At 67.4% G+C, this 18,289-nt stretch carries 19 protein-coding genes; 6 read left to right on the top strand and 13 right to left on the bottom strand.

Annotation, left to right across the window (positions count from 1 at the left end; all coding sequences use genetic code 11):
* Positions 1–3: 3 nt before the first annotated feature.
* The gene (aroE, locus tag N5D91_RS02340; RefSeq protein ID WP_180855386.1) at positions 4–849 is read right to left on the bottom strand and encodes a shikimate dehydrogenase; all 846 of its coding nucleotides are present in this window, start codon (positions 847–849) and stop codon (positions 4–6) included.
* Between the two features lie 48 nt (positions 850–897).
* Between aroE and N5D91_RS02335 the strand changes: the two genes are divergently transcribed.
* Positions 898–1,770 (top strand): PD40 domain-containing protein, encoded by an 873-nt coding sequence (locus N5D91_RS02335; protein ID WP_110714069.1) that lies wholly within the window; start codon positions 898–900, stop codon positions 1,768–1,770.
* 132 nt (positions 1,771–1,902) lie between these two features.
* Here the strand turns inward: N5D91_RS02335 and N5D91_RS02330 are convergent, their stop codons facing one another.
* From N5D91_RS02330 to N5D91_RS02315, 4 genes are all read right to left on the bottom strand, one after another.
* Positions 1,903–2,172: an SHOCT domain-containing protein gene (locus tag N5D91_RS02330; RefSeq protein ID WP_049424121.1), complete on the bottom strand. Its 270-nt coding sequence runs from the start codon at positions 2,170–2,172 to the stop codon at positions 1,903–1,905.
* 32 nt (positions 2,173–2,204) lie between these two features.
* Positions 2,205–3,194 (bottom strand): porphobilinogen synthase, encoded by a 990-nt coding sequence (gene hemB, locus N5D91_RS02325; protein WP_110714070.1) that lies wholly within the window; start codon positions 3,192–3,194, stop codon positions 2,205–2,207.
* A 19-nt stretch (positions 3,195–3,213) separates the two neighbouring features.
* Complete coding sequence (locus N5D91_RS02320) at positions 3,214–4,131, bottom strand: bestrophin family ion channel (protein WP_153854776.1); 918 nt, start codon at positions 4,129–4,131, stop codon at positions 3,214–3,216.
* A gap of 122 nt (positions 4,132–4,253) precedes the next feature.
* On the bottom strand, positions 4,254–4,502 hold the full coding sequence (locus tag N5D91_RS02315; protein ID WP_006475755.1) for a hypothetical protein: 249 nt from the start codon (positions 4,500–4,502) through the stop codon (positions 4,254–4,256).
* A 184-nt stretch (positions 4,503–4,686) separates the two neighbouring features.
* Here N5D91_RS02315 and N5D91_RS02310 point away from each other — a divergent pair, with 184 nt between their 5' ends.
* Positions 4,687–5,151 (top strand): hypothetical protein, encoded by a 465-nt coding sequence (locus N5D91_RS02310; protein ID WP_014038879.1) that lies wholly within the window; start codon positions 4,687–4,689, stop codon positions 5,149–5,151.
* 458 nt (positions 5,152–5,609) lie between these two features.
* On the opposite strand, the gene N5D91_RS02305 is transcribed toward N5D91_RS02310, so the two are convergent.
* From N5D91_RS02305 to N5D91_RS02290, 4 genes are all read right to left on the bottom strand, one after another.
* Positions 5,610–7,409, bottom strand: coding sequence for a DUF885 domain-containing protein (locus tag N5D91_RS02305; RefSeq protein ID WP_180855385.1), 1,800 nt, complete (start codon positions 7,407–7,409; stop codon positions 5,610–5,612).
* 67 nt (positions 7,410–7,476) lie between these two features.
* Positions 7,477–7,992: a cytochrome c oxidase assembly factor Coa1 family protein gene (locus tag N5D91_RS02300; RefSeq protein ID WP_153854778.1), complete on the bottom strand. Its 516-nt coding sequence runs from the start codon at positions 7,990–7,992 to the stop codon at positions 7,477–7,479.
* Positions 7,993–8,017: 25 nt separating this feature from the next.
* Positions 8,018–10,243, bottom strand: a complete 2,226-nt coding sequence (locus N5D91_RS02295) for a S9 family peptidase (protein WP_180855384.1) — start codon at positions 10,241–10,243, stop codon at positions 8,018–8,020.
* A gap of 162 nt (positions 10,244–10,405) precedes the next feature.
* Positions 10,406–11,095, bottom strand: a complete 690-nt coding sequence (locus N5D91_RS02290; protein WP_153854780.1) for a glutathione binding-like protein — start codon at positions 11,093–11,095, stop codon at positions 10,406–10,408.
* Between the two features lie 112 nt (positions 11,096–11,207).
* Here N5D91_RS02290 and N5D91_RS02285 point away from each other — a divergent pair, with 112 nt between their 5' ends.
* Complete coding sequence (locus tag N5D91_RS02285; protein WP_110714074.1) at positions 11,208–11,828, top strand: TIGR00645 family protein; 621 nt, start codon at positions 11,208–11,210, stop codon at positions 11,826–11,828.
* Between the two features lie 201 nt (positions 11,829–12,029).
* Positions 12,030–13,028 (top strand): energy transducer TonB, encoded by a 999-nt coding sequence (locus N5D91_RS02280; RefSeq protein WP_180855383.1) that lies wholly within the window; start codon positions 12,030–12,032, stop codon positions 13,026–13,028.
* A gap of 84 nt (positions 13,029–13,112) precedes the next feature.
* Here the strand turns inward: N5D91_RS02280 and N5D91_RS02275 are convergent, their stop codons facing one another.
* The gene (locus N5D91_RS02275; RefSeq protein ID WP_110714076.1) at positions 13,113–13,367 is read right to left on the bottom strand and encodes a hypothetical protein; all 255 of its coding nucleotides are present in this window, start codon (positions 13,365–13,367) and stop codon (positions 13,113–13,115) included.
* Positions 13,368–13,444: 77 nt separating this feature from the next.
* Between N5D91_RS02275 and N5D91_RS02270 the strand changes: the two genes are divergently transcribed.
* Together N5D91_RS02270 and N5D91_RS02265 are read left to right on the top strand one after the other, a co-directional pair.
* Entirely contained in the window at positions 13,445–14,230 is a 786-nt protein-coding gene (locus N5D91_RS02270) for a helix-turn-helix transcriptional regulator (RefSeq protein ID WP_180855382.1), read from the top strand.
* Between the two features lie 67 nt (positions 14,231–14,297).
* On the top strand, positions 14,298–14,726 hold the full coding sequence (locus tag N5D91_RS02265; RefSeq protein ID WP_032129133.1) for a hypothetical protein: 429 nt from the start codon (positions 14,298–14,300) through the stop codon (positions 14,724–14,726).
* Positions 14,727–14,798: 72 nt separating this feature from the next.
* Here N5D91_RS02265 and N5D91_RS02260 read toward each other — a convergent pair whose 3' ends face one another.
* From N5D91_RS02260 to N5D91_RS02250, 3 genes are read right to left on the bottom strand one after another with little or no spacing between them, the layout of a single operon-like run.
* Positions 14,799–15,983 carry an ABC transporter permease gene (locus N5D91_RS02260; RefSeq protein ID WP_164162326.1) on the bottom strand — a complete coding sequence of 395 codons (1,185 nt, stop codon included), beginning with the start codon at positions 15,981–15,983 and terminating at the stop codon, positions 14,799–14,801.
* The gene (locus tag N5D91_RS02255) at positions 15,980–16,726 is read right to left on the bottom strand and encodes an ATP-binding cassette domain-containing protein (protein ID WP_153854785.1); all 747 of its coding nucleotides are present in this window, start codon (positions 16,724–16,726) and stop codon (positions 15,980–15,982) included. Before N5D91_RS02255 ends, N5D91_RS02260 begins: the two co-directional genes overlap by 4 nt.
* A complete protein-coding gene (locus N5D91_RS02250) occupies positions 16,723–18,249 on the bottom strand; it encodes an alpha/beta fold hydrolase (RefSeq protein ID WP_180855381.1) in 1,527 nt (508 codons plus the stop codon). Before N5D91_RS02250 ends, N5D91_RS02255 begins: the two co-directional genes overlap by 4 nt.
* Positions 18,250–18,289: the final 40 nt, after the last annotated feature.

The raw sequence follows: 18,289 nt of genomic DNA, 5'->3' as shown, positions 1-18,289 counted from the left end.
CGGTCAGTCCTCGCCGGCCAGTACCGCCGAGCCCTGGCGCAGCGACTGGTAGACCTCGTCGGTCTGTGGGCGCACACCGTGCCACTGCAGGAAGCTCTCGGCCGCCTGCTCGACCAGCATGCCCAGGCCGTCCACGGTATTGCGGCACTGCGCCGCACGGGCCCAGGCCAGGAAGGCGATGGCGGCCTCGCCGTAGTTCAGGTCGACGGCGGTGGTCATCGAGTTGACCAGCGACAGCGGCAGCTTGAACTCAACGGCGCGGTCGCGCCCGGCCGAGGTGGCATTGACGATCAGTTCGAAGTCGCCGAGGTCGCGCAGGTCTTCCCAGTAGCGGCTGATCGCGCGGCCCGGTTCGCCCATCGCGTCGATCAGCTCATCGGCTCGTTCCGGCGTGCGGTTGACCACCACCAGCTCGGTGATGCCGGCATCAAGCAGCGCCGGGGCGACGCTGCGCGCCGAACCGCCGGCGCCGATCAGCAGCATGCGGCGGCCGCGCAGGTCCAGGCCGTGGCGATCGGTCAGGTCGCGCACCAGGCCGATGCCATCGGTGGTGTCACCATGCCAGCGGTCGCCCTTGCGCAGCAGCGTGTTGACCGAGCCCGCGCGACGCGCCCGTGCGGTCAGCGTAGTGCACACCGAGAACGCGGATTCCTTGTGCGGCAGGGTGACGTTGGCACCGACACCGCCCTCGGCGGCGAAGGCCTCCAGGCCGGCCAGGAACGCATCCGGGGCCAGGTCGATCGCGCGGTAATCCACTGCGATGCCTTCCTGGCGACCGAACGTCGCGTGGATCTCCGGCGACTTCGAGTGGGCAACGGGGTGTCCGAAGACGGCGTAACGGTCGGTCATGGAATCCTCAAGCTGGCTAGACTGATGCTCTTTCGTGCACGGACCCGGATGATGCGCATCACCCCGCCCCTGCTGGTGCTTGCCGCCAGTCTACTCTCTGCCCCCGTGGCGATGGCGTTGAACGAGTACGGCATCGAAGGCATGGGCGTGGTCTCGACCCGCGCCGACGAGGGCCGCGCCACGATCAGCGCCGATGGCCAGCGCATCGTTTTCGCCCGCCGTGGCGAGGCCGGTTGGGGCCTGTGGGAGGCGCGCTTGGTGGACGGCCGCTGGCAGCAGGCGCAGGCACTGCCGGTAGGCGTGGCCGGTGAAGCCCGCGATCCCTACTTCAGCCGCGATGGCCGCTGGCTGCTGTTCGCGGCCGGCCCCGACGGCAAGCTGGCGCTGTACCGCGCCGCGTTGGCCGCCGACGGCCAGCTGGGCCCGGCGCAGCCGCTGGCCGGCGACGCGGGCCGCCGGGAAGAGCGCGGGCCGGCCCTGAGCGCGGATGGCAGGCAGCTGTTGTTTGCCCGCCAGCAGGGCCGTGGCGCCGGCTGGGACCTGTTCGTGTCGACACTGGATGCCCAGGGCCTGCGTGGTCCGGCCACCGCACTGAGCGCGTTGAACAGCGCCGACGACGAGACCGATGGCGACTGGCTGGGCCATGACGGCGCCGTGGTGTTCAGCCGCGGCAGCGGCACGACCGCGCAGGTATGGAGCAGCGGCTGTGCGTGGACCGGCGCGGCGCTGCAGCCGTTGGGGTTGTCGTTCAACCAGACCGGCGGCTGGACCGGCGCGCCGGTGATCGACAACGCCAAGCCGGGCGAGATGATGGTTGCCAGCAGTGCGGCGAAGGCGCCGCGCGCCGGTGGCGTGGACGTGTACCGGTTGGCGGTGCCGAAGGTGGCGGCGGTTGCGGGGTGCGTGCCTGCCGCTCGGTAACGGCAAACGCCAACCGGGGTTGGCGGCCACCCGTAGATCCACGCCATGCGTGGATGATCGTTTGGTAGATGCCAACCTTGGTTGGCATGCGGGAAAGCGCCAACCAAGGTTGGCGGCTACCAGAACTGAGAGTCAGCGCGACAACACCTTGGCGCGCAACTGCTCGTACTCCACCTCGCTCAGCTGGCCGTTGTCCTTGCGCTGGTTCAACGCGGCCAACTCGGCCTGCACGCTGTCCGGCAGCGCCTGCTCACGGGCCACGTGACGGGCGGCGGAGAGCTGTTCCGGCGGGCGCTTGCCGGCCCGCCAGGCCGCGATGAAAACACCGACGATGATGGCGCCGAACACCAGCGTACCGATGCCCCAGATCAGCCATTGCATCCATCCCAGTTCGGGTCCCATCGCGTAGTCCTCCGTCTATCGTGGCGCTATTGTCAGCGCTCGCGCAGCCATCGCGCCACCTGCGGCGCGAAATAGGTCAGCACACCATCGGCACCGGCCCGCTTGAAGCCCAGCAGCGACTCCATCACGCATGCGCGTTCGTCCAGCCAGCCGTTGGCGAAAGCAGCCTTCATCATCGCGTACTCGCCGCTCACCTGATAGGCAAAGGTCGGCACGCCGAATTTTTCCTTCACCCGGCGCACCAGGTCCAGGTAGGGCATGCCCGGCTTGACCATCACCATGTCGGCGCCCTCTTCCAGGTCCAGCGCGATCTCGCGCAGGGCCTCATCGCCGTTGGCCGGGTCCATCTGGTAGGTCTTCTTGTCGGCCTTGCCGAGGCTGGCGGCGCTGCCCACCGCATCACGGAACGGGCCGTAGAACGCCGAGGCGTACTTGGCCGAGTAGGCCATGATGCGCACGTTGATGTGGTTGCCGGCATCCAGCGCACGGCGGATCGCGCCGATGCGGCCGTCCATCATGTCCGACGGCGAGACGATGTCCACGCCGGCTTCGGCGTGCGAGACAGACTGCTTGACCAGTGCTTCGACGGTGATGTCGTTGAGCACATAGCCCTTGTCATCGATGATGCCGTCCTGGCCATGGGTGGTGTACGGGTCCAGCGCCACGTCGGTCATCACCCCCAGTTCCGGGAAGCGCGACTTCAGCGCGCGGATCGCACGCTGCGCCAGGCCGTCCTCGGCCCATGCCGCCGACGCATCCAGCGACTTCAACGACGGGTCGATCACCGGGAACAGGTCGATCACCGGAATGCCCAGCTCCAGCGCCTCTTCGGCCACCTTCAGCAGTTCTTCGATCGACAGCCGCTCCACGCCCGGCATCGAGGGTACCGCGGTGCGGCCGGCAAGCTCGTGCACGAACACCGGGTAGATCAGGTCGTCGGTGGTCAGCGTGTTCTCGCGCATCAGGCGGCGCGAGAACTCGTCATGGCGCATGCGGCGCGGACGGTAAAGCGGGTGGGACATGGCAGGCTCCGAGGAGTGGCTATTGCAACAGGTAGCCCTGCGGCAGCAGGGGTTCGGGCAAGGGGCGTTCGCCGAGCGCGTCGAGCTGGTCGATCTCGATGGTGCGCACCAGCGCGTCCAGCGGCAGGTCGTTCGGCTCCAGGCCGAACGGGTCTTCCATTTCTTCGCCCAGCTGGTCCAGGCCGAAGAAGGCATAGGCCAGCACCGCCGACAGCACCGGCGTGCCCCAGCCCAGCGAACTGGCCAGGCCGAATGGCAGCAGCACGCAGAACATCCACGCGCAGCGGTGCAGCAGCAGGGTGTAGGCGAACGGCAGCGGCGTGGTGAGGATGCGCTCGCAGCCCGCCTGGATCGACGACATCGCGTGCAGACGGTCCTCCAGCTGGGCGTAGAGGATCGGGTCGAGGTCACCGGCACGCAGGGCCTGGGCCAGCTCGGCGGCGACCATCGACAACAGCGCGTCCGGCACGTTCTCGCGCTGGCCGAGTTGTTCGCGCTGGCGCTTGTCCAGCCACGGCAGGGCCATCAGCGCGACGATGCGCCCGCGCAGGCGACCGGCCAGTGCATGGGCGAAGGCGGTGGTGAGGTAGGCGATGCGGCGACGGCGGCCCGCGTCATCGGCCAGCAGCAGGTTGACCTGGCGGGCCAGCGAGCGCGATTCGTAGACCAGCTGACCCCACAGCTTGCGGCCTTCCCACCAGCGGTCATAGCAGGCGCTGTTGCGGAAGCTGAGGAAGATCGACAGCACCAGGCCAAGCAGGGTGAACGGCGTGACCGAGACACGCTCGATGCCGGTCGGTGGCGCCAGTTCCACCACGGCGGCCACCGCAATGGACAGGATCAGGATGGCCAGCACCTTGGGCGCGATCGCTTTGACGATCGAGCCGCGCAGGATGTAGAGCAGTTGCCAGCCGTGGGGACGGGGTCGGATGATCATGGGGCTGCCGCGCCGGGCGCGGATTCACAGGCACGCGGGGGGCTCGCGCAGCCATCCATTGTACGCCCCTGCCCGGCCATGGACCGTGCGCCTGCGACGCCCTGTCGCACCCGGGTGCGGGCTCAGATCACGCCGCCACCCAGGCCAAGGCGCAGGATGCCGACCACCACCACGATGCCGTTCAGCACCAGCCCGGCCCAGGCCCGGCCACGCTTGCTCGGATGGGTGAACAGGATGCCCAGCGCGGCGATCACCGCGCCCACGGCAGCGAACGGGATCAGGAACCAGTTGCCCCAGCCGAGCAGTGGAATCAGCGCCAGGATCATCCACAACAGCGCCAGTACGCCCCACAACAGACTGATCACACCCATGCCGCTCTCCCGCAGTTGGTTCCTGCCCCAACCATAGACGTTCCCGCTGCCGCCGCCTACTGCCATTGGCGGGGCTGTCACCCGCCCCGTGCTAGCGTGCTGTCGTGCGTGCCCTGGCCCGGGTGTTGGCGCCGATTCAGAGTGGCCCGCCGATGATCGCAACCAGTCCTACAGGGGTCGTGCCATGAATATCCGTTGGGCCGCGTTGGCGGCCATCCTGCTGGTCGCCGCTGGCTGTGCCAGTACCTCCAAGGTGATGCTGGGCCGCGCCCGCGCACCGATCGATCCGGCGCTGGTGCAGATCTATTCGACGCCGCCGGCCGGCTCCCAGGAAATCGCGCAGCTGGAATCGGCTTCGGCCGTGGGCTTCGGCACCCAGGGCCAGACCGACGCCGCCGTGGCACGCCTGAAGCGTGAGGCCGCCGCGCTCGGCGCCAATGGCGTGGTACTGATGGGCGTGGGCAGCAGTGGTTCGCCGGTGGGCATGTCGGTCGGCGCCGGCACGTTCGGCTCGCATGTGGGCGGTGGCGTCGGCATCGGCATTCCGACCACGCAGAAGCGCGCCGCCGGCGTCGCAATCTGGGTGCCGAATCCGGCACCGCCGGCGCGGTTGCCGACACAGGTGATCACACCGCAGCCGCAGCGGTGACGCGGCAGCGTCACCGCGGGTAGTGCCGGCCGCTGGCCGGCAACCTCAGGAATCCTCTCTGCCCAAGGGGAATGCCGGCCAGCCGCCGGCACTCCCCCTGCAACCACCGACGCATCGTTCTGGTAGGTGCCAACCTTGGTTGGCACGAACCCACAGCGCCGACCAAGGTCAGCATCTACCAACACGGGTTGCCGGCCAGCGGCCGGCACTACCCCTGCAACAACCGACGCATCGTTCTGGTAGGTGCCAACCTTGGTTGGCACGAAACCCACGGCGCCGACCAAGGTCGGCATCTACCAACACCGGTTGCCGGCCAGCGGCCGGCACTACCCCTGCAACAACCGACGCATCGTTCTGGTAGGTGCCAACCTTGGTTGGCACGAAACCCACAGCGCCGACCAAGGTCGGCATCTACCAACGGCGATTGCCGGCCAGCGGCCGGCACTACCCGCTGATGCTCAGCGCTTGTACTTCGGCACGAACACCTTGTTCACCGCATCGGCCAGCTGGTCCGGCGGCAGCAGGCCCTGGTCGAGCAGGAAGTTGTTGAACGCCAGGCGGTCGAACTTCGCGCCCAGTGCCAGCTCGGTCTGCATGCGCAGTTCGAGGATGCGGGTGTAGCCGTAGAAATAGCTGCCGGCCTGGCCCGGCATGCGCACCATGTAGCGGTCCAGTTCCTGGGTGGCCATCGCCTTGGACAGGCCGACCTGCTCCATCAGCACGCGCTCGCCGTTGGCACGATCGGTCAGGCCGAGATTGAGCATCGGGTCGAGCATCGCGCGTGCGGCGCGCAGCAGGCGGAACTGCAGGGCGATCATCTGCCCGTCCAGCGGCTCGTACGGCACCATCTCGGCTTCGGCATACAGCGCCCAGCCCTCCACGTTCACCGAATTGAACGCGAACATGGTGCGTGCCAGCGACACGCCGCGCTCGACCATGGCGGTGAACTGCAGCTCGTGACCCGGGCGGCCCTCATGCGCGCTCAGCGTCCACGCCGCCGCACCGAAGTTGAAGTCGTCGTACTGCGCACCCGGGCCCGCGGCCGGGTTGCCCAGCGGCAGCACGAAGGTGCCCTGCTGCCCGGTGTTGTTGACCAGCGGCGCCGGCAGGAAATGCGGCGCCGGGCTCGCAGCACTCTCGGCGGCTGAGCCCAGGCGCATCTGCATCGCGCGCTTGGGCACGTCGACGATGGCGTGCTCGCGGATCAACGGGTCGATCGCATCGATCACCTTGCGGTAGTGGCCTTCCAGATGATCGTCGGCGATCTTGTCGGCCTTCAGCGCGCGGATCACCGCCACCGGGTCGCTCGGGTCGGCCACCTTCAGGCCCTTGTCCTTCACCACCAGCGGCGCCAGCTGCTGCATCGCCGAGCGGGTTTCCATGAATTCCAGCTGCGCGCGCTGCATCAACAGCTTCGGGTCGATGTCGATGCCGACCTGCTTGAGCTGGTAGGCGTACAGCGGCGCCGGCAGACGTGCGTCGGCACGTGCCTTCGGCAGCACGGTCGTGCGCGTCCAGGCGGCGTAGTCCTTCATCTGCCCGGCCAGGGTCTTCATCGCCTCATCGGCACCGGCGATCTGGTACTTCTTCAGCAGCGACTCGATGCCGGTGATGTAGGTCTCGACGTTGTCCAGCGACTGCTGCACTTCGATCTTCGTCGGCTGCAGCAGACTGCTGTCCTTCAATCGCTCTTCGTAGCGCTGGCGGGCCAGCGTGGTGAACGCGGTGCCGCCCGGCTGCAGGCCGGCATAGGCCTTGAGGCGGTCGATCGCCTTGGCCCGGCGCTCGGCTGGCACCTGCTCGGACAGCAGCAGGTTGAGGCCGCTGAACACGGTCTGCGGCGCGTCACTCCATGGCAGCAGGTACTTCTCGTTGAGCTCGCTGCCTTCGATGTTCTGGTTGGCGGCGTGGATCATGATCTCCAGGTCCTGGCGGACATTGGGATCCTGTTCGGTGGCCAGCTTCGCCTTCAGCTCGTCGCGGGCCTTGGCCATCGCGGCACGGTAGCGCTTGCCGTTGTCGGGGCCGAGATCGGCGACCTTGTCGTCATAGCCAGGCACGCCGAAGAAGCCGGTTTCCTCCGGCTGGAACGGGCCCTGCGCATCCAGCAGGATCTGCGCCAGCGCATTGCTGCGGGCGACCCAGGCCGGGCTGGCGGGAGTCGCGGCCTTGGCAGCGGGTGCCGCCAGCGCCGGCGGCGCAGACAGCAGCGGGGCGGCAGTCAGGGCCAGGGCAACGGACAACGCGATCGGCTTCATGGGACACTCCAGCAAAGGGTTGCCCGCACCCTACGCGCTCAGCGCGGTGGCGACAATCGGCCGGAGGTCACAACGCCGCGGTCATCGGGCATTCGCCGCGATCACGGCAGGCCTGCAGTTCGCATTCCTGTGCCGCCTCGTCGTCATCCAATGCGGTCAGGTCGAAGGTCTGCTTGTCCTCGGCCAGCACGTACATCACCGGGTAATCCCACACGTCATCGCTGCGGGTGCCCTTCACGAACAGCCGGCCGTGCGCGTGGGGTCCTTCCAGGGCCACGGTCAGGCCAACATCACGCTGGCCGTTGATCGCGGTCTGCATGCTGCCCAGCGGCATCGATTCGGTGCGCAGCGGCTCGCCGAAGGCTTCCACCAGTTCGATGCTGCATCCCGCGCGACGCATTGCCTCGCGCATCGGCGGGCTCTCGCGTGCCGCCTCGCTCCAGCGCAGCACGCTCCAGGTCACCACGCCCCCCACCGCGCCCAGCACCAGCACCACCGTCAACGGCATTGCCCAGCGCCAGTGTCGGCACCACCAGCTGGCAGGCCTCTGGCCATGGGCAGGAATCGGCGGTGGCAGGGTCATCGGCGGGCTCCTTCCCGGCTGTGGATCAAGGTTTCAGGCAGCGTCCCAGGAAGGCTTCGGCCACGCGGTAGCGATGCAGGGCATCGGCGCCGGACAGGCCATGCTTGGCACCCGGGTAGGTCATCAGCTCGAACGGCTGTGCGCGCTTCTGCAACGCGCTCATCAGGCTGGTCGAATTGGTGAACAAGACGTTGTCGTCGGCCATGCCGTGGATCAGCAGCAGCGGCGAACGCAGGCCGTCGATATGGGTCAGCACGCGCGCTTCGCGGTAACCCGCTTCATTGCGCGCCGGCAGATCCATGTAGCGTTCGGTGTAGTGGCTGTCGTACAGGCCCCAATCGGTCACCGGCGCACCGGCCACGCCGCAGGCGTACTGGTTCGAGGCCTTGGTCAGCAGCATCAGGGTCATGTAGCCGCCGTTGGACCAGCCCTGCACGCCGATGCGCGCCGGGTCCACCCACGGTTGCTGCTTCAGCCAGGTCACGCCACGCAGCTGGTCGGTCACTTCCACCGTGCCCTGCTTGCCATACAACGCGCCACCGAAGTCACGGCCACGTCGCGGGGTGCCACGGTTGTCCAGCGAGAACACCACGTAGCCCTGCTGGGCCAGGTACTGGTTGAACAGGTGGTCGCCACGGCCGGGCCAGCTGTCGGTAACGGTCTGGCTGGCCGGGCCACCGTAGACGTACACCGCCACCGGGTAGCGCTTGGACGGATCGAAGCCGGCCGGCTTGATCAGGCTGTAGTTGAGCGGGGTCTTGCCGTCGGCGGCGGTCAGCGTACCGAACTCGATCGGGCGCTGCGCATCGCGGTAACGCGCATACGGATGCTTGGGATCGGCCAGGTCGTTCTCGAGCAGGGTGGCGATCTTCTCGCCATTGGCGCGGAACAGTTCGATCTGCGGCGGCGTGGTGCTGTTGGACCAGCTGTCCACATAGACGCTGGCATTGCGGGCGAAGCTGGCGCTGTGCATGCCCGGAGCCTTGGACAGCCGCTGCGGCTCACCGCCCTGCAGCGACACCGCGTAGATCTGGCTTTCGCGCGAGGTCTCGATGCCGGCACGGAAGTAGGCCTTGCCGGCCTTTTCATCGACCGCCAGCAGCTCGTCCACCGGCCAGTTGCCGTGGGTCAACGCGGTGGCCTTGCCCTTGCTGTCGATGCGGTACAGGTGCTGGAAACCGGTGCGCTCGGACGACCACAGCACGCTGCCGTCATCGAGGAAACGCAGGCTGTTGTGCAGCGGCACCCAGGTCGGGCTGGTTTCGTGCGCGAGCACGCGCTGGCGGTTGGAGTCGAGTGCCACTTCCACCAGGTCCAGCTGCTTCTGGTCACGCGACTGGCGCTGGAAGCTCAGGTGCTGGGCATCGCGCCAGTCGACGCGGGCCAGATAGATGTCCTGTTCCTTGCCGAGGTCGACCCAGCGCGGCTGCGCATCGGCGGCCGGTGCGATCACGCCCAGCTGCACGCGCACGTTGGCGTCGCCGGCGGCCGGGTAACGCTGCTCGATCACGTCGGTGCGGTCGGCGTAGACCTCGTAGCGCTTCTGCACCGGCACCGGTGCTTCATCGATGCGCGCGAAAGCGATGGCCGAATCATCCGGCGCCCACCAGTAACCGGTGTGGCGGTCCATTTCCTCGTCGGCGACGAACTCGGCCACGCCGTTGCCGATGGTGGTGCTGCCGTCGCGGGTGAGCTGCAACTGCTTGCCGCTGGCCAGGTCGATCACCCACAGGTTGCGGCCACGGATGAAGCTGACGAAACCGCCCTTGGGCGACAGCTTGGCGTCGGTAGCGAAGCCCTCGCCGTGGGTCAGCTGGCGCACTGCGGCCTGGCCCTGCTGCTTGAGGTCGTACAGGTACAGCTCGCCGCCCAACGGGAACAGCAGGCGCTGCGCGTCCGGCGACCACTGGTAATCGACGATGCCGGTCATCGCAGCGATGCGCTGGCGTTCGCGGCGGGCCTTTTCCTCATCGCTGAGGGTCTCGGTGCCGGGCAGCACCACCTTCGAATCCACCAGCAGACGGGTCTGGCCGCTGCCGATGTCGTAGGTCCACAGGTCCAGCTGGTTGCGGTCGCTGTCCTTGCCGCGCAGGAAGCTGACCTGCGAACCATCGGGGGCGACCTTCGGTTTCATCAGGGTCGGGCCGGACAGCGGCAGCGGGCCGGTGATGGCTTCCAGGGTCAGCTTTTCAGCGTGGGCGGCGGTACTGGTGGCGAGCATGAGGGCGAGCGAAGCGAACAGGTGGCGCATGGAGGATCCCGGCAAACGGCAGGTCCGCCCCCGCGATGGACGCGGAGCGGTCGTCCCCCATCCTAACCAAGCCCGTGCGGGAAGGCAGCATGACCTTCTGCCCATGCCGCGGTGCTGGGGTCAGAGCCCTTTGCGCCGCAAAGGGATCCGACCCCACGAGGGTCAACGCTGGCCGAACAGGTGCTTGCGCTCTTCGTCGCTGAGCGGCTTGCCGGCGTTGGGGTTCACCTGCTGGCGCAGGGCATAGGCGCGCTGGGTGGCCGGGCGTGCGGCGATCGCTTCATGCCAGCGCTTGAGGTTCGGGAAGGCGGCGAAATCCACCGGCAGCTTGTCGTAGGCGCCGATCCACGGGTAGCTGGCCATGTCGGCGATGGTGTACTCGTCCCCGGCCAGGAAGGCGTGCTGGGCCAGGCGCTTGTCCATCACCCCGTGCAGGCGGCGCACTTCGTTGTCATAGCGCTCGATCGCATACGGGATCTTCTCCGGCGCATACACATTGAAGTGGCCCATCTGGCCGCTCATCGGACCCAGGCCGGCCATCTGCCAGAACAGCCACTCCAGGGTGGTGACGCGGCCGCGCGGGTCGCGGGGCAGGAACTGGCCGGTCTTCTCGGCCAGGTACAGCAGGATCGCGCCGGACTCGAACACGCTCTGCGGAGCACCGCCATCGGCCGGGGCCTGGTCGACGATGGCCGGCATCTTGTTGTTGGGCGAAATGGCGAGGAATTCCGGCTTGAACTGGTCGCCCGAGCCGATGTTGACTGGGTGGATGCGGTACTCCAGGCCAGCTTCTTCCAGCAGCAGGGTCACTTTGTGACCGTTCGGGGTGGGCCAGTAATACAGGTCGATCATGGCGGCGGCTCGGGGTGCGGAAAGGAACCTGAAGTCTAGTGCGAGAGTTGGGTTGGCACCGTCATGGCGGGCCAGTAACCTCGCCACTCCCCCGCAACGCAGCATCCCCCGCATGAGTGCAAACCGACCGCCGCTCTCCCCCCTGTCCACCCTGATCTTCGCCTCGCGCTGGCTGCAGCTGCCGCTGTACCTGGGTTTGATCGTTGCCCAGTGCGTCTACGTGTTCCTGTTCGGCAAGGAACTGTGGCACCTGATCTCGCATTCGGCCACTATGGGCGAACAGCAGATCATGCTGATCGTGCTCGGCCTGATCGACGTGGTGATGATCTCCAACCTGCTGGTGATGGTGATCGTCGGCGGCTACGAAACCTTCGTCTCGCGCCTGCGCCTGGAAGGCCACCCGGACCAGCCGGAATGGCTGAGCCACGTCAACGCCAGCGTTCTGAAAGTGAAGCTGGCGATGGCGATCATCGGCATCTCCTCGATCCACCTGCTGAAGACCTTCATCGCCAGCGGTGCACTGAACGGCATCCCGCTGTGCCCGCCGGAACGAATGGCATCGGCCGCAGCCAACATCGGCGAGCAGACCTGCTCGACCTTCACTCCGGATGGCGTGCTGTGGCAGACCATCATCCACTGCGTGTTCATCCTGTCGGCGATCGGCATCGCCTGGACCGACAAGCTGATGTCCAACAGCCACAGCAAGTCGCACGACAAGGCGCACGAACACTGATCTCGTCGCCGGCGGCGGCATGACCGCCGCTGCCGTCCCTGGCCACCGCCCCTTGTACGTGGCGGTGGCCGGGATGCTAGATTGCTCCCTCGCCGTTGCCGGCGGTGGCGTCGGGAAACGTCACCCTGCCGCGCCCGGACCGCTGGTCCCGGCCATGCATATCAATGATTTACGTCACGTCGTCTTCTAGAGGGGAGCAGGATGTCGCACGTCTCAACGATCACCGCCGCGCGCCGGTGGCTGCCGGTTGCCCTGGCACTGGCACTGGCCGCCTGCTCGGGCAAGGAAGAAACCCCGGCACCCGCACCTGCCAGTGCACCCGCCGCCACACCGACCGCACCGGTGGTCGCCGCCAAGGTGCAGTCGATGGGCACCGAGCAGCTGCGTGAATCGGCCAGCCAGGCGCTGCGCGAGAACCGCATGTACGCGCCGGCCGGCGACAACGCCATCGAGTACTACCTCGCCCTGCGCGACAAGACCCCGGACGACGCCTCGGTGAAGAGCGCGCTGACCGACCTGCTGCCCTACACCCTGATCGCCGCCGAACAGCACCTGGGCCGCGAGGACTACACCGAAGCGCAGCGCCTGGTGGCGCTGATCGAGAAGGTGGATGCGTCCGCGCCGGCCCTGCCGCGCCTGAAGGAAGGCCTGGCCAAGGGCGTGCAGAACGCCGCCAAGCGCACCGAAGCAGAGGCGGAGAAGGCGAAGAAGGACGCCGAGGACCGCAGCAAGCAGCAGACCGAGCAGCAGCGCCTGGCCGAACAGCGTGCCAAGGAGGCCGATGCGGCCAAGCAGATTGCCGCGCAACAGGACGCCGCGCGCCGCGACAACGAGCGTCAGGAAGCCGAGCGCCAGGCCGCTGCCCGCCGCGAGGCCGAGCAGAAGCAGCAGCAGGCCGCCGCGCAGCAGGCCAGCGCCGCGCGCCAGGCTGCCGCCACCGCCGCGCCGACCCTGCGACCGGTCAGCACGCCGGCGCCGCGTTATCCGGCCGAAGCGCTGCGTGCCGGCACCTCCGGCGAAGTGCTGGTGGAAATCACCGTCGGCACTGACGGCTCGGTAGTCAACGCCCGCGTGCTGCGCGCGACACCGTCACGCATCTTCGATCGTGAAGCGATGAACGCGGTCAAGCGCTGGCGCTTCGAGCCGGTCAGCGCACCGGTCACCACCCGCCGCACGCTGGTATTCGCACCGGGCGGCTGACCGCAAAAAAGGGGACGGAGGGGATTAAGTCGTTTCTGCCACCTCCATGACGCCAAGGCCCGGTCCGTCCGGGCCTTGTCCGTTTCAGGCCGCGCCATCAATCAGGCGCTGCAGGGCCGGATCGCGCGCGGCCAACACCTGGAACAGGCCCAGCGCATGCAGGCCGGGCAGCAACGCACGCAGGTCGGCTTCGGCAGTGGCGCGGGTGGCATCATCGCTGGCGGGATCCTGCCAGGCACGGACGCTGGCCAGGAAGGCACCGACGCTGCCCTTGCGCACGGTGAGGCCATTTACCTGCACGTCGTTCTGATGGTCGGGAAGAATGTCCTGTGGCTGCATGGGGATGCGCTCCGTTGAAGTGGGCTCCAGTGTCGGAGCCCGGACGCGACGTTTCTGCCGTATAACTGCCAATCGATATGGCAGATCAGACATCCATCGTATTGATCGACCCGGCACTGGCCAATGCCAGCGACGGACCGGCGCTGCTGGCAGCCCAGCTACGCCTGCGCCGTCCGCGACGGACAGCCCGTCATCAGCACGCCCGTGGCCAGCTGCTGGGTGTACACCAGGGCCTGCTGCGGATCGAAGTGGGCGATCTGCACTGGCTGCTGCCGGCGGGGCATGTCGCCTGGATTCCACCCTTGCTGCCCCATGCACTGGCCAGCACCAGTGCGTTCGATGGCTGGAGCCTGTACTTCAGTGCGCCCGCCTGTGCCGATCTGCCAGCGACCCCTCGCATCTTCCAGGCCGATGCGTTGCTGCAGGCGAGCGTCATGCGCGCACTGCAATGGCCACACGCGGCACTGGATGCCGCACAGACGCGGCTGGCAGGAGTGATCGCCGATGAGATTGCCGCCAGCACGCCTCTGCCGCTTGCCCTGCCGCAACCGCGTGACCGGCGACTGCAGAAGATTGCCGCCGCACTGGCGCGCGCACCGCACGACAACCGCAGCATCGAGGACTGGGCCACCCGCACCGGTCTGTCCAGCCGCAGTCTCGCCCGCCACTGGCTGGCCGAGACCCAGATGACGCTGAGCCAGTGGCGGCAACGCCTGCGGGTGCTGCTGGCACTGCCACGCCTGCTGTCCGGCGAGCCGGTGATCAGCGTCGCGCTGTCGATGGGCTACGACACACCCAGTGCCTTCATCGCCGTGTTCAAGCGCGAGATGAGGGTGACGCCTGCGCGGTATGCCGGCGGATGACGCATTCAACGCTCCCGCTGTCTACCCTCGCGACCTAAGCTACTTTCCAAACTCAGGAGGAGAACCGATGAAGTACGACGACGCCAGCTGGCATTCCGGGGGTGACTTCCCTTCGGATCTTCCGGCTGAGGCCGGTGCCACTCACATCGGCATGTACCTGGCATGGCTGCTGTTACAGGGCATGGCAAGCGAAGAGCTCGCCGAGGACGCAGAAGAAGACCTGCAGGCGCTGCGGGAACGTAGTACGACGCCAGGCCTGCTCCTGCTTCAATGCAGCGACGGCAAATTCGTCGATGACCTGATCAGTGATGAAGCCAACGCGTTCACTGCTGCGTACTACGACCTCGAAAATGGCCAGTATCTCGAAGACTATGAGGAACAGCTGGGGGCCGAGGTCCCGTCGCTGTACCACGTCGCCGATACCTGGGAAAACTTTGATCGATTGGCACCGGTGATCGCCCAACGCTTCGCCGCTTGGCAGGCAACGCAATCCTGAAAACAACGAGGCCCGGAATGACCGGGCCTCGTTTCAAATCCGCCGGGCATGGCCCGGCGCTACCAGTGGCGGTCAGCCGGAGATCGCCAGACGCTCGTTGTGGTAACGGCGCACGGCGGCGAACCACAGCAGTGCGGCCAGGCCGAGGCTGGCACCGAGATAGATGGCCCAGACCGACGGCGTGATGGTCTCGTGGCGGATCACCTTCAGCAGCATCTGGTTCTGCGACAGGAACGGCACGGCGTACTGCCACAGCTCGCTCTTCAGCGGATACGCCACCAATGCGTAGCCGGGCATCATCGGCAGCAGCATCAGCCAGGTCATGTGGCTCTGCGCTTCCTTCATGCTCTTGGCCGCCGCCGACAGGAAGGTCAGCAGCGAGGTGCCGATCATCAGCATCGGCAGCATCACCAGCAGCATCTGCAGCATCGAAGCGACGTTCATGTTGAACTGGCGGCCGATGTTGCCGGGCGCGATCTGTGCGCTCACCTTGAATGCGACCAGGGTCAGCAGCAGTGACACGAAGCCGACCACGCAGGCCGCCGCGATCTTGCCGCTGACGATCGCGCTGCGCGAGCCCGGCGTGGCCAGCAGCGGTTCCAGTGACTGCCGTTCGCGCTCGCCGGCGGTCGCGTCCATCACCAGGTAGGCACCGCCAATGAACGAGGTCAGCGTGAGCAGCACCGGCAGCAGCATCGACAGGATCATGCCGCGCTTGGCTTCGGCACTGGCCAGGTCCTGGCGCGCCACGTCCAGCGGCCGCGCTACCTGCGCATCGATGCCACGTGCCATCAATCGCAGTGCCCCCACCTGGCCGTTGTAGGTGGCCAGTGCCGCCTCCAGGCGTGCGCTGGGTACTTCGGCGGCGCGACGGGTACTGTCCTTGATCACTTCCACCAGCGCCGGCTTGCCATCGGCCCAGTCCTTGCCGAAGTCATCGCTGATGCGCAGCGCCACGTCGATCTCCTGGCTGCGGATGGCGTCGGGCAGGTCCTTCGGTGCCGGCGCGGTATTCAGCCCCTGTGCGGCGAGGAAGCGCACCAGGTTGGGGGCGTTCTCCGCACCGATGGTCGGAATCTGCAGCGGCTGTTCGATCTGGGTGCGTACCCGGCTCTCGGCCAGTTTGCCCATGCCCAGCAGCAGCACCGGGTACAACAGCGGACCGAACAGCAGGGTCAGCAGCAGCGTACGTCGATCACGGGAAAGATCGCGCAGCTCCTTGCGCATCACCGTCATCAGGGTCGACATCATGCTCATGCGTGCAGGCCCTCTTCGCTACCGATCAGTTTCACGAACGCGTCTTCCAGGTTGGATTCGCCGGCTTGCGCACGCAGTTCATCGGCGCTGCCGGCGGCCATCACCGTGCCCTTGGCGATGATCACGATGTGATCGCACAGCGCGGCCACCTCCTGCATGATGTGGCTGGACAGGATCACGCAGCGGCCCTCTTCGCGCAGGCCCAGCAGGAAGCGGCGCAGTGCGCGCGTGGTCATCACGTCCAAGCCGTTGGTCGGTTCGTCGAGAATCACGTTGCGCGGGTCGTGCACCAGCGCGCGGGCGATGGCGGTCTTGGTGCGCTGGCCCTGCGAGAAACCATCGGTCTGGCGGTCGAGGATGTCGCCCATGTCCAGCGCGTGCGACAGCACCTCGATGCGTTCGCGGATGCGCTCGGCTGTCAGGCCATGCAGTTCGCCGAAGTAGGTGATGTTCTCGCGTGCGGTCAGGCGCTTGTAGACACCGCGCGCGTCGGGCAGCACGCCAAGGTGGCGGCGAACTTCCACAGGGTTGCGTGCGGCATCGACCCCGTCGACGCTGATGCTGCCTTGGTCAGGGGTCATCAGCGTGTACAGCATGCGCATGGTGGTGGTCTTGCCGGCACCATTGGGGCCCAGCAGGCCGGTGATGCGTCCGTCCTCGGCGCGGAAGCCGACGTTGGACACCGCCTGGATACGGCCGGTGCGGGTGTCGAAGGCCTTGTGCAGGTTGTCGGCGACGATCATGGTTCCCATCCATTGAACGAGGTGAACGCCGGCACGTAGCTCAGCGTGTCCAGGCAGCCGGCATCCAGCGCCTTGGCATCGATCTTGTCGATGAACTGGCCAAGCAGGCGCGGCATGCAGCCGGCGGTCAGCGTGCCGTGGCCCTGGCCACGGGCGACCAGTGCCCGGCCATTCGGCAGGCCCCTGAGGACCTGCTGGGCGTAGCGCGGCGGTGTCACCGGGTCCAGTTCACCGGACAGCAGCAGCGCCGGCACGTCACTGCGCAACGGCACTGCAGCGGCCGCCGCTGCCGGTCGATGCGGCCACACCGGGCAGGCGGCGAAGAAGGCGCTGGCGACTTCGTTGCCGAACAGTCGCTCCGGGTCCTCGGCCGGCGTCTTGTAACGCGGCGCATCCTCGCTGCAGATCACCGACCACTGCATGCCTCGGTTGATCTGGAAATCCATGCTGCGGTTCGCGCCGCGTGCCAGCGATGCCAGCGGTGCATAGCGACCCTGTGCGGCCTCATCGAGGACCAGCGGCAGCAGCGAGGAATACTGCGGCACGTAGGAAAACGCGAACGCCAGGCCGACCACGCTGTCCGGGGTCAGTACGTCTTTCCGGATGTCGTATGTGCCGGGGTCGCGGTACTCGACCGAGACCGGCGCACGGCGCAGGGTCTCCACCACGCTGCGCAGCTGCGCGCGGGTATCGGTCGGGAAACGCTTGCTGCATCTGGCATCCTTGCGGCACTGCGCCGACTGCAGGGCGATCGCATCCTCGAACGTCGTGGCGAAGTCACCACCGACCACCAGTTCGTTCGGCACCACGCCGTCGATGACGATGCTGCGGGTGTGCTGCGGATAGGCGCCGGCGTAGCGCTGGGCCACGCGGGTACCGTAGGACCCGCCGACCAGGTTGATCCGGTCCACGCCCAAGGCCTGGCGTACCGCATCCAGGTCGGCGATGGCTTCGGTGGTCGTGTAGAAGCGTGCATCGGCACGCCCCTGCAGCGAGGCCGCGCAGCGCTGCGCGTAGTCGCGCAGCGACGCCTCGGTGGGAGCGGCGTCCTCGTCCATCTGCAGGTCCTTGCCGTCCGCGCCGAGGCAGCTGAGCGGGTTGGAGCCGCCGGTGCCGCGCTGGTCGATCAGGAACACGTCACGCTGCTTGCGTACCTGGCGCAGCGCGGTATCGACGATGACCGCCACCTCGCTGGCGGCCTGGCCCGGGCCACCGGCCAGGAAGAACACCGGGTCGGGCTGGCTGGAACCGCTGTTGCCCGACTCCAGCCAGGCGATGCGCAGGTCGATCCTGCGGCCATCTGGCTGGGCCCGGTCCTCCGGCACCTGCAGGGTGGCGCACTGCGCTTCCACGTTGGCGCTGGCGCCTTCGGTGGACAGCGTGCAGGGCTGGAAGTCGATCGTGCCGAAACGGCGGCTGGGTGCATCGCTGGCGCTTTCGGCGCCGGGTGACGGTGACTGGCTGCAACCGGCAAGCATCAGGCTGGCCAACGCTGCGGCCAACGCGAGGTGGTGTCTTTGCATCGTGCTCGTTTCCCCTGGAGGACGTTCCTGGCAACCACGA

Origin of the sequence: Stenotrophomonas sp. GD03794 (assembly GCF_029842145.1) — a bacterium.
Classification (GTDB): Bacteria; Pseudomonadota; Gammaproteobacteria; order Xanthomonadales; family Xanthomonadaceae; genus Stenotrophomonas; species Stenotrophomonas riyadhensis.
This window is presented reverse-complemented; position numbering and strand designations above follow the sequence as displayed.

Coding starts and splice junctions, on each gene's coding strand:
- N5D91_RS02305 (WP_180855385.1), bottom strand. CDS start 7,409: ATGAAGCCGATCGCGTTGTCCGTTGCCCTGGCCCTGACTGCCGCCCCG.
- N5D91_RS02250 (WP_180855381.1), bottom strand. CDS start 18,249: ATGCAAAGACACCACCTCGCGTTGGCCGCAGCGTTGGCCAGCCTGATG.
- N5D91_RS02255 (WP_153854785.1), bottom strand. CDS start 16,726: ATGATCGTCGCCGACAACCTGCACAAGGCCTTCGACACCCGCACCGGC.
- aroE (WP_180855386.1), bottom strand. CDS start 849: ATGACCGACCGTTACGCCGTCTTCGGACACCCCGTTGCCCACTCGAAG.
- N5D91_RS02310 (WP_014038879.1), top strand. CDS start 4,687: ATGAATATCCGTTGGGCCGCGTTGGCGGCCATCCTGCTGGTCGCCGCT.
- N5D91_RS02265 (WP_032129133.1), top strand. CDS start 14,298: ATGAAGTACGACGACGCCAGCTGGCATTCCGGGGGTGACTTCCCTTCG.
- hemB (WP_110714070.1), bottom strand. CDS start 3,194: ATGTCCCACCCGCTTTACCGTCCGCGCCGCATGCGCCATGACGAGTTC.
- N5D91_RS02270 (WP_180855382.1), top strand. CDS start 13,445: ATGGCAGATCAGACATCCATCGTATTGATCGACCCGGCACTGGCCAAT.
- N5D91_RS02285 (WP_110714074.1), top strand. CDS start 11,208: ATGAGTGCAAACCGACCGCCGCTCTCCCCCCTGTCCACCCTGATCTTC.
- N5D91_RS02335 (WP_110714069.1), top strand. CDS start 898: ATGATGCGCATCACCCCGCCCCTGCTGGTGCTTGCCGCCAGTCTACTC.
- N5D91_RS02275 (WP_110714076.1), bottom strand. CDS start 13,367: ATGCAGCCACAGGACATTCTTCCCGACCATCAGAACGACGTGCAGGTA.
- N5D91_RS02280 (WP_180855383.1), top strand. CDS start 12,030: ATGTCGCACGTCTCAACGATCACCGCCGCGCGCCGGTGGCTGCCGGTT.
- N5D91_RS02330 (WP_049424121.1), bottom strand. CDS start 2,172: ATGGGACCCGAACTGGGATGGATGCAATGGCTGATCTGGGGCATCGGT.
- N5D91_RS02290 (WP_153854780.1), bottom strand. CDS start 11,095: ATGATCGACCTGTATTACTGGCCCACCCCGAACGGTCACAAAGTGACC.
- N5D91_RS02320 (WP_153854776.1), bottom strand. CDS start 4,131: ATGATCATCCGACCCCGTCCCCACGGCTGGCAACTGCTCTACATCCTG.
- N5D91_RS02295 (WP_180855384.1), bottom strand. CDS start 10,243: ATGCGCCACCTGTTCGCTTCGCTCGCCCTCATGCTCGCCACCAGTACC.
- N5D91_RS02315 (WP_006475755.1), bottom strand. CDS start 4,502: ATGGGTGTGATCAGTCTGTTGTGGGGCGTACTGGCGCTGTTGTGGATG.
- N5D91_RS02260 (WP_164162326.1), bottom strand. CDS start 15,983: ATGAGCATGATGTCGACCCTGATGACGGTGATGCGCAAGGAGCTGCGC.
- N5D91_RS02300 (WP_153854778.1), bottom strand. CDS start 7,992: ATGACCCTGCCACCGCCGATTCCTGCCCATGGCCAGAGGCCTGCCAGC.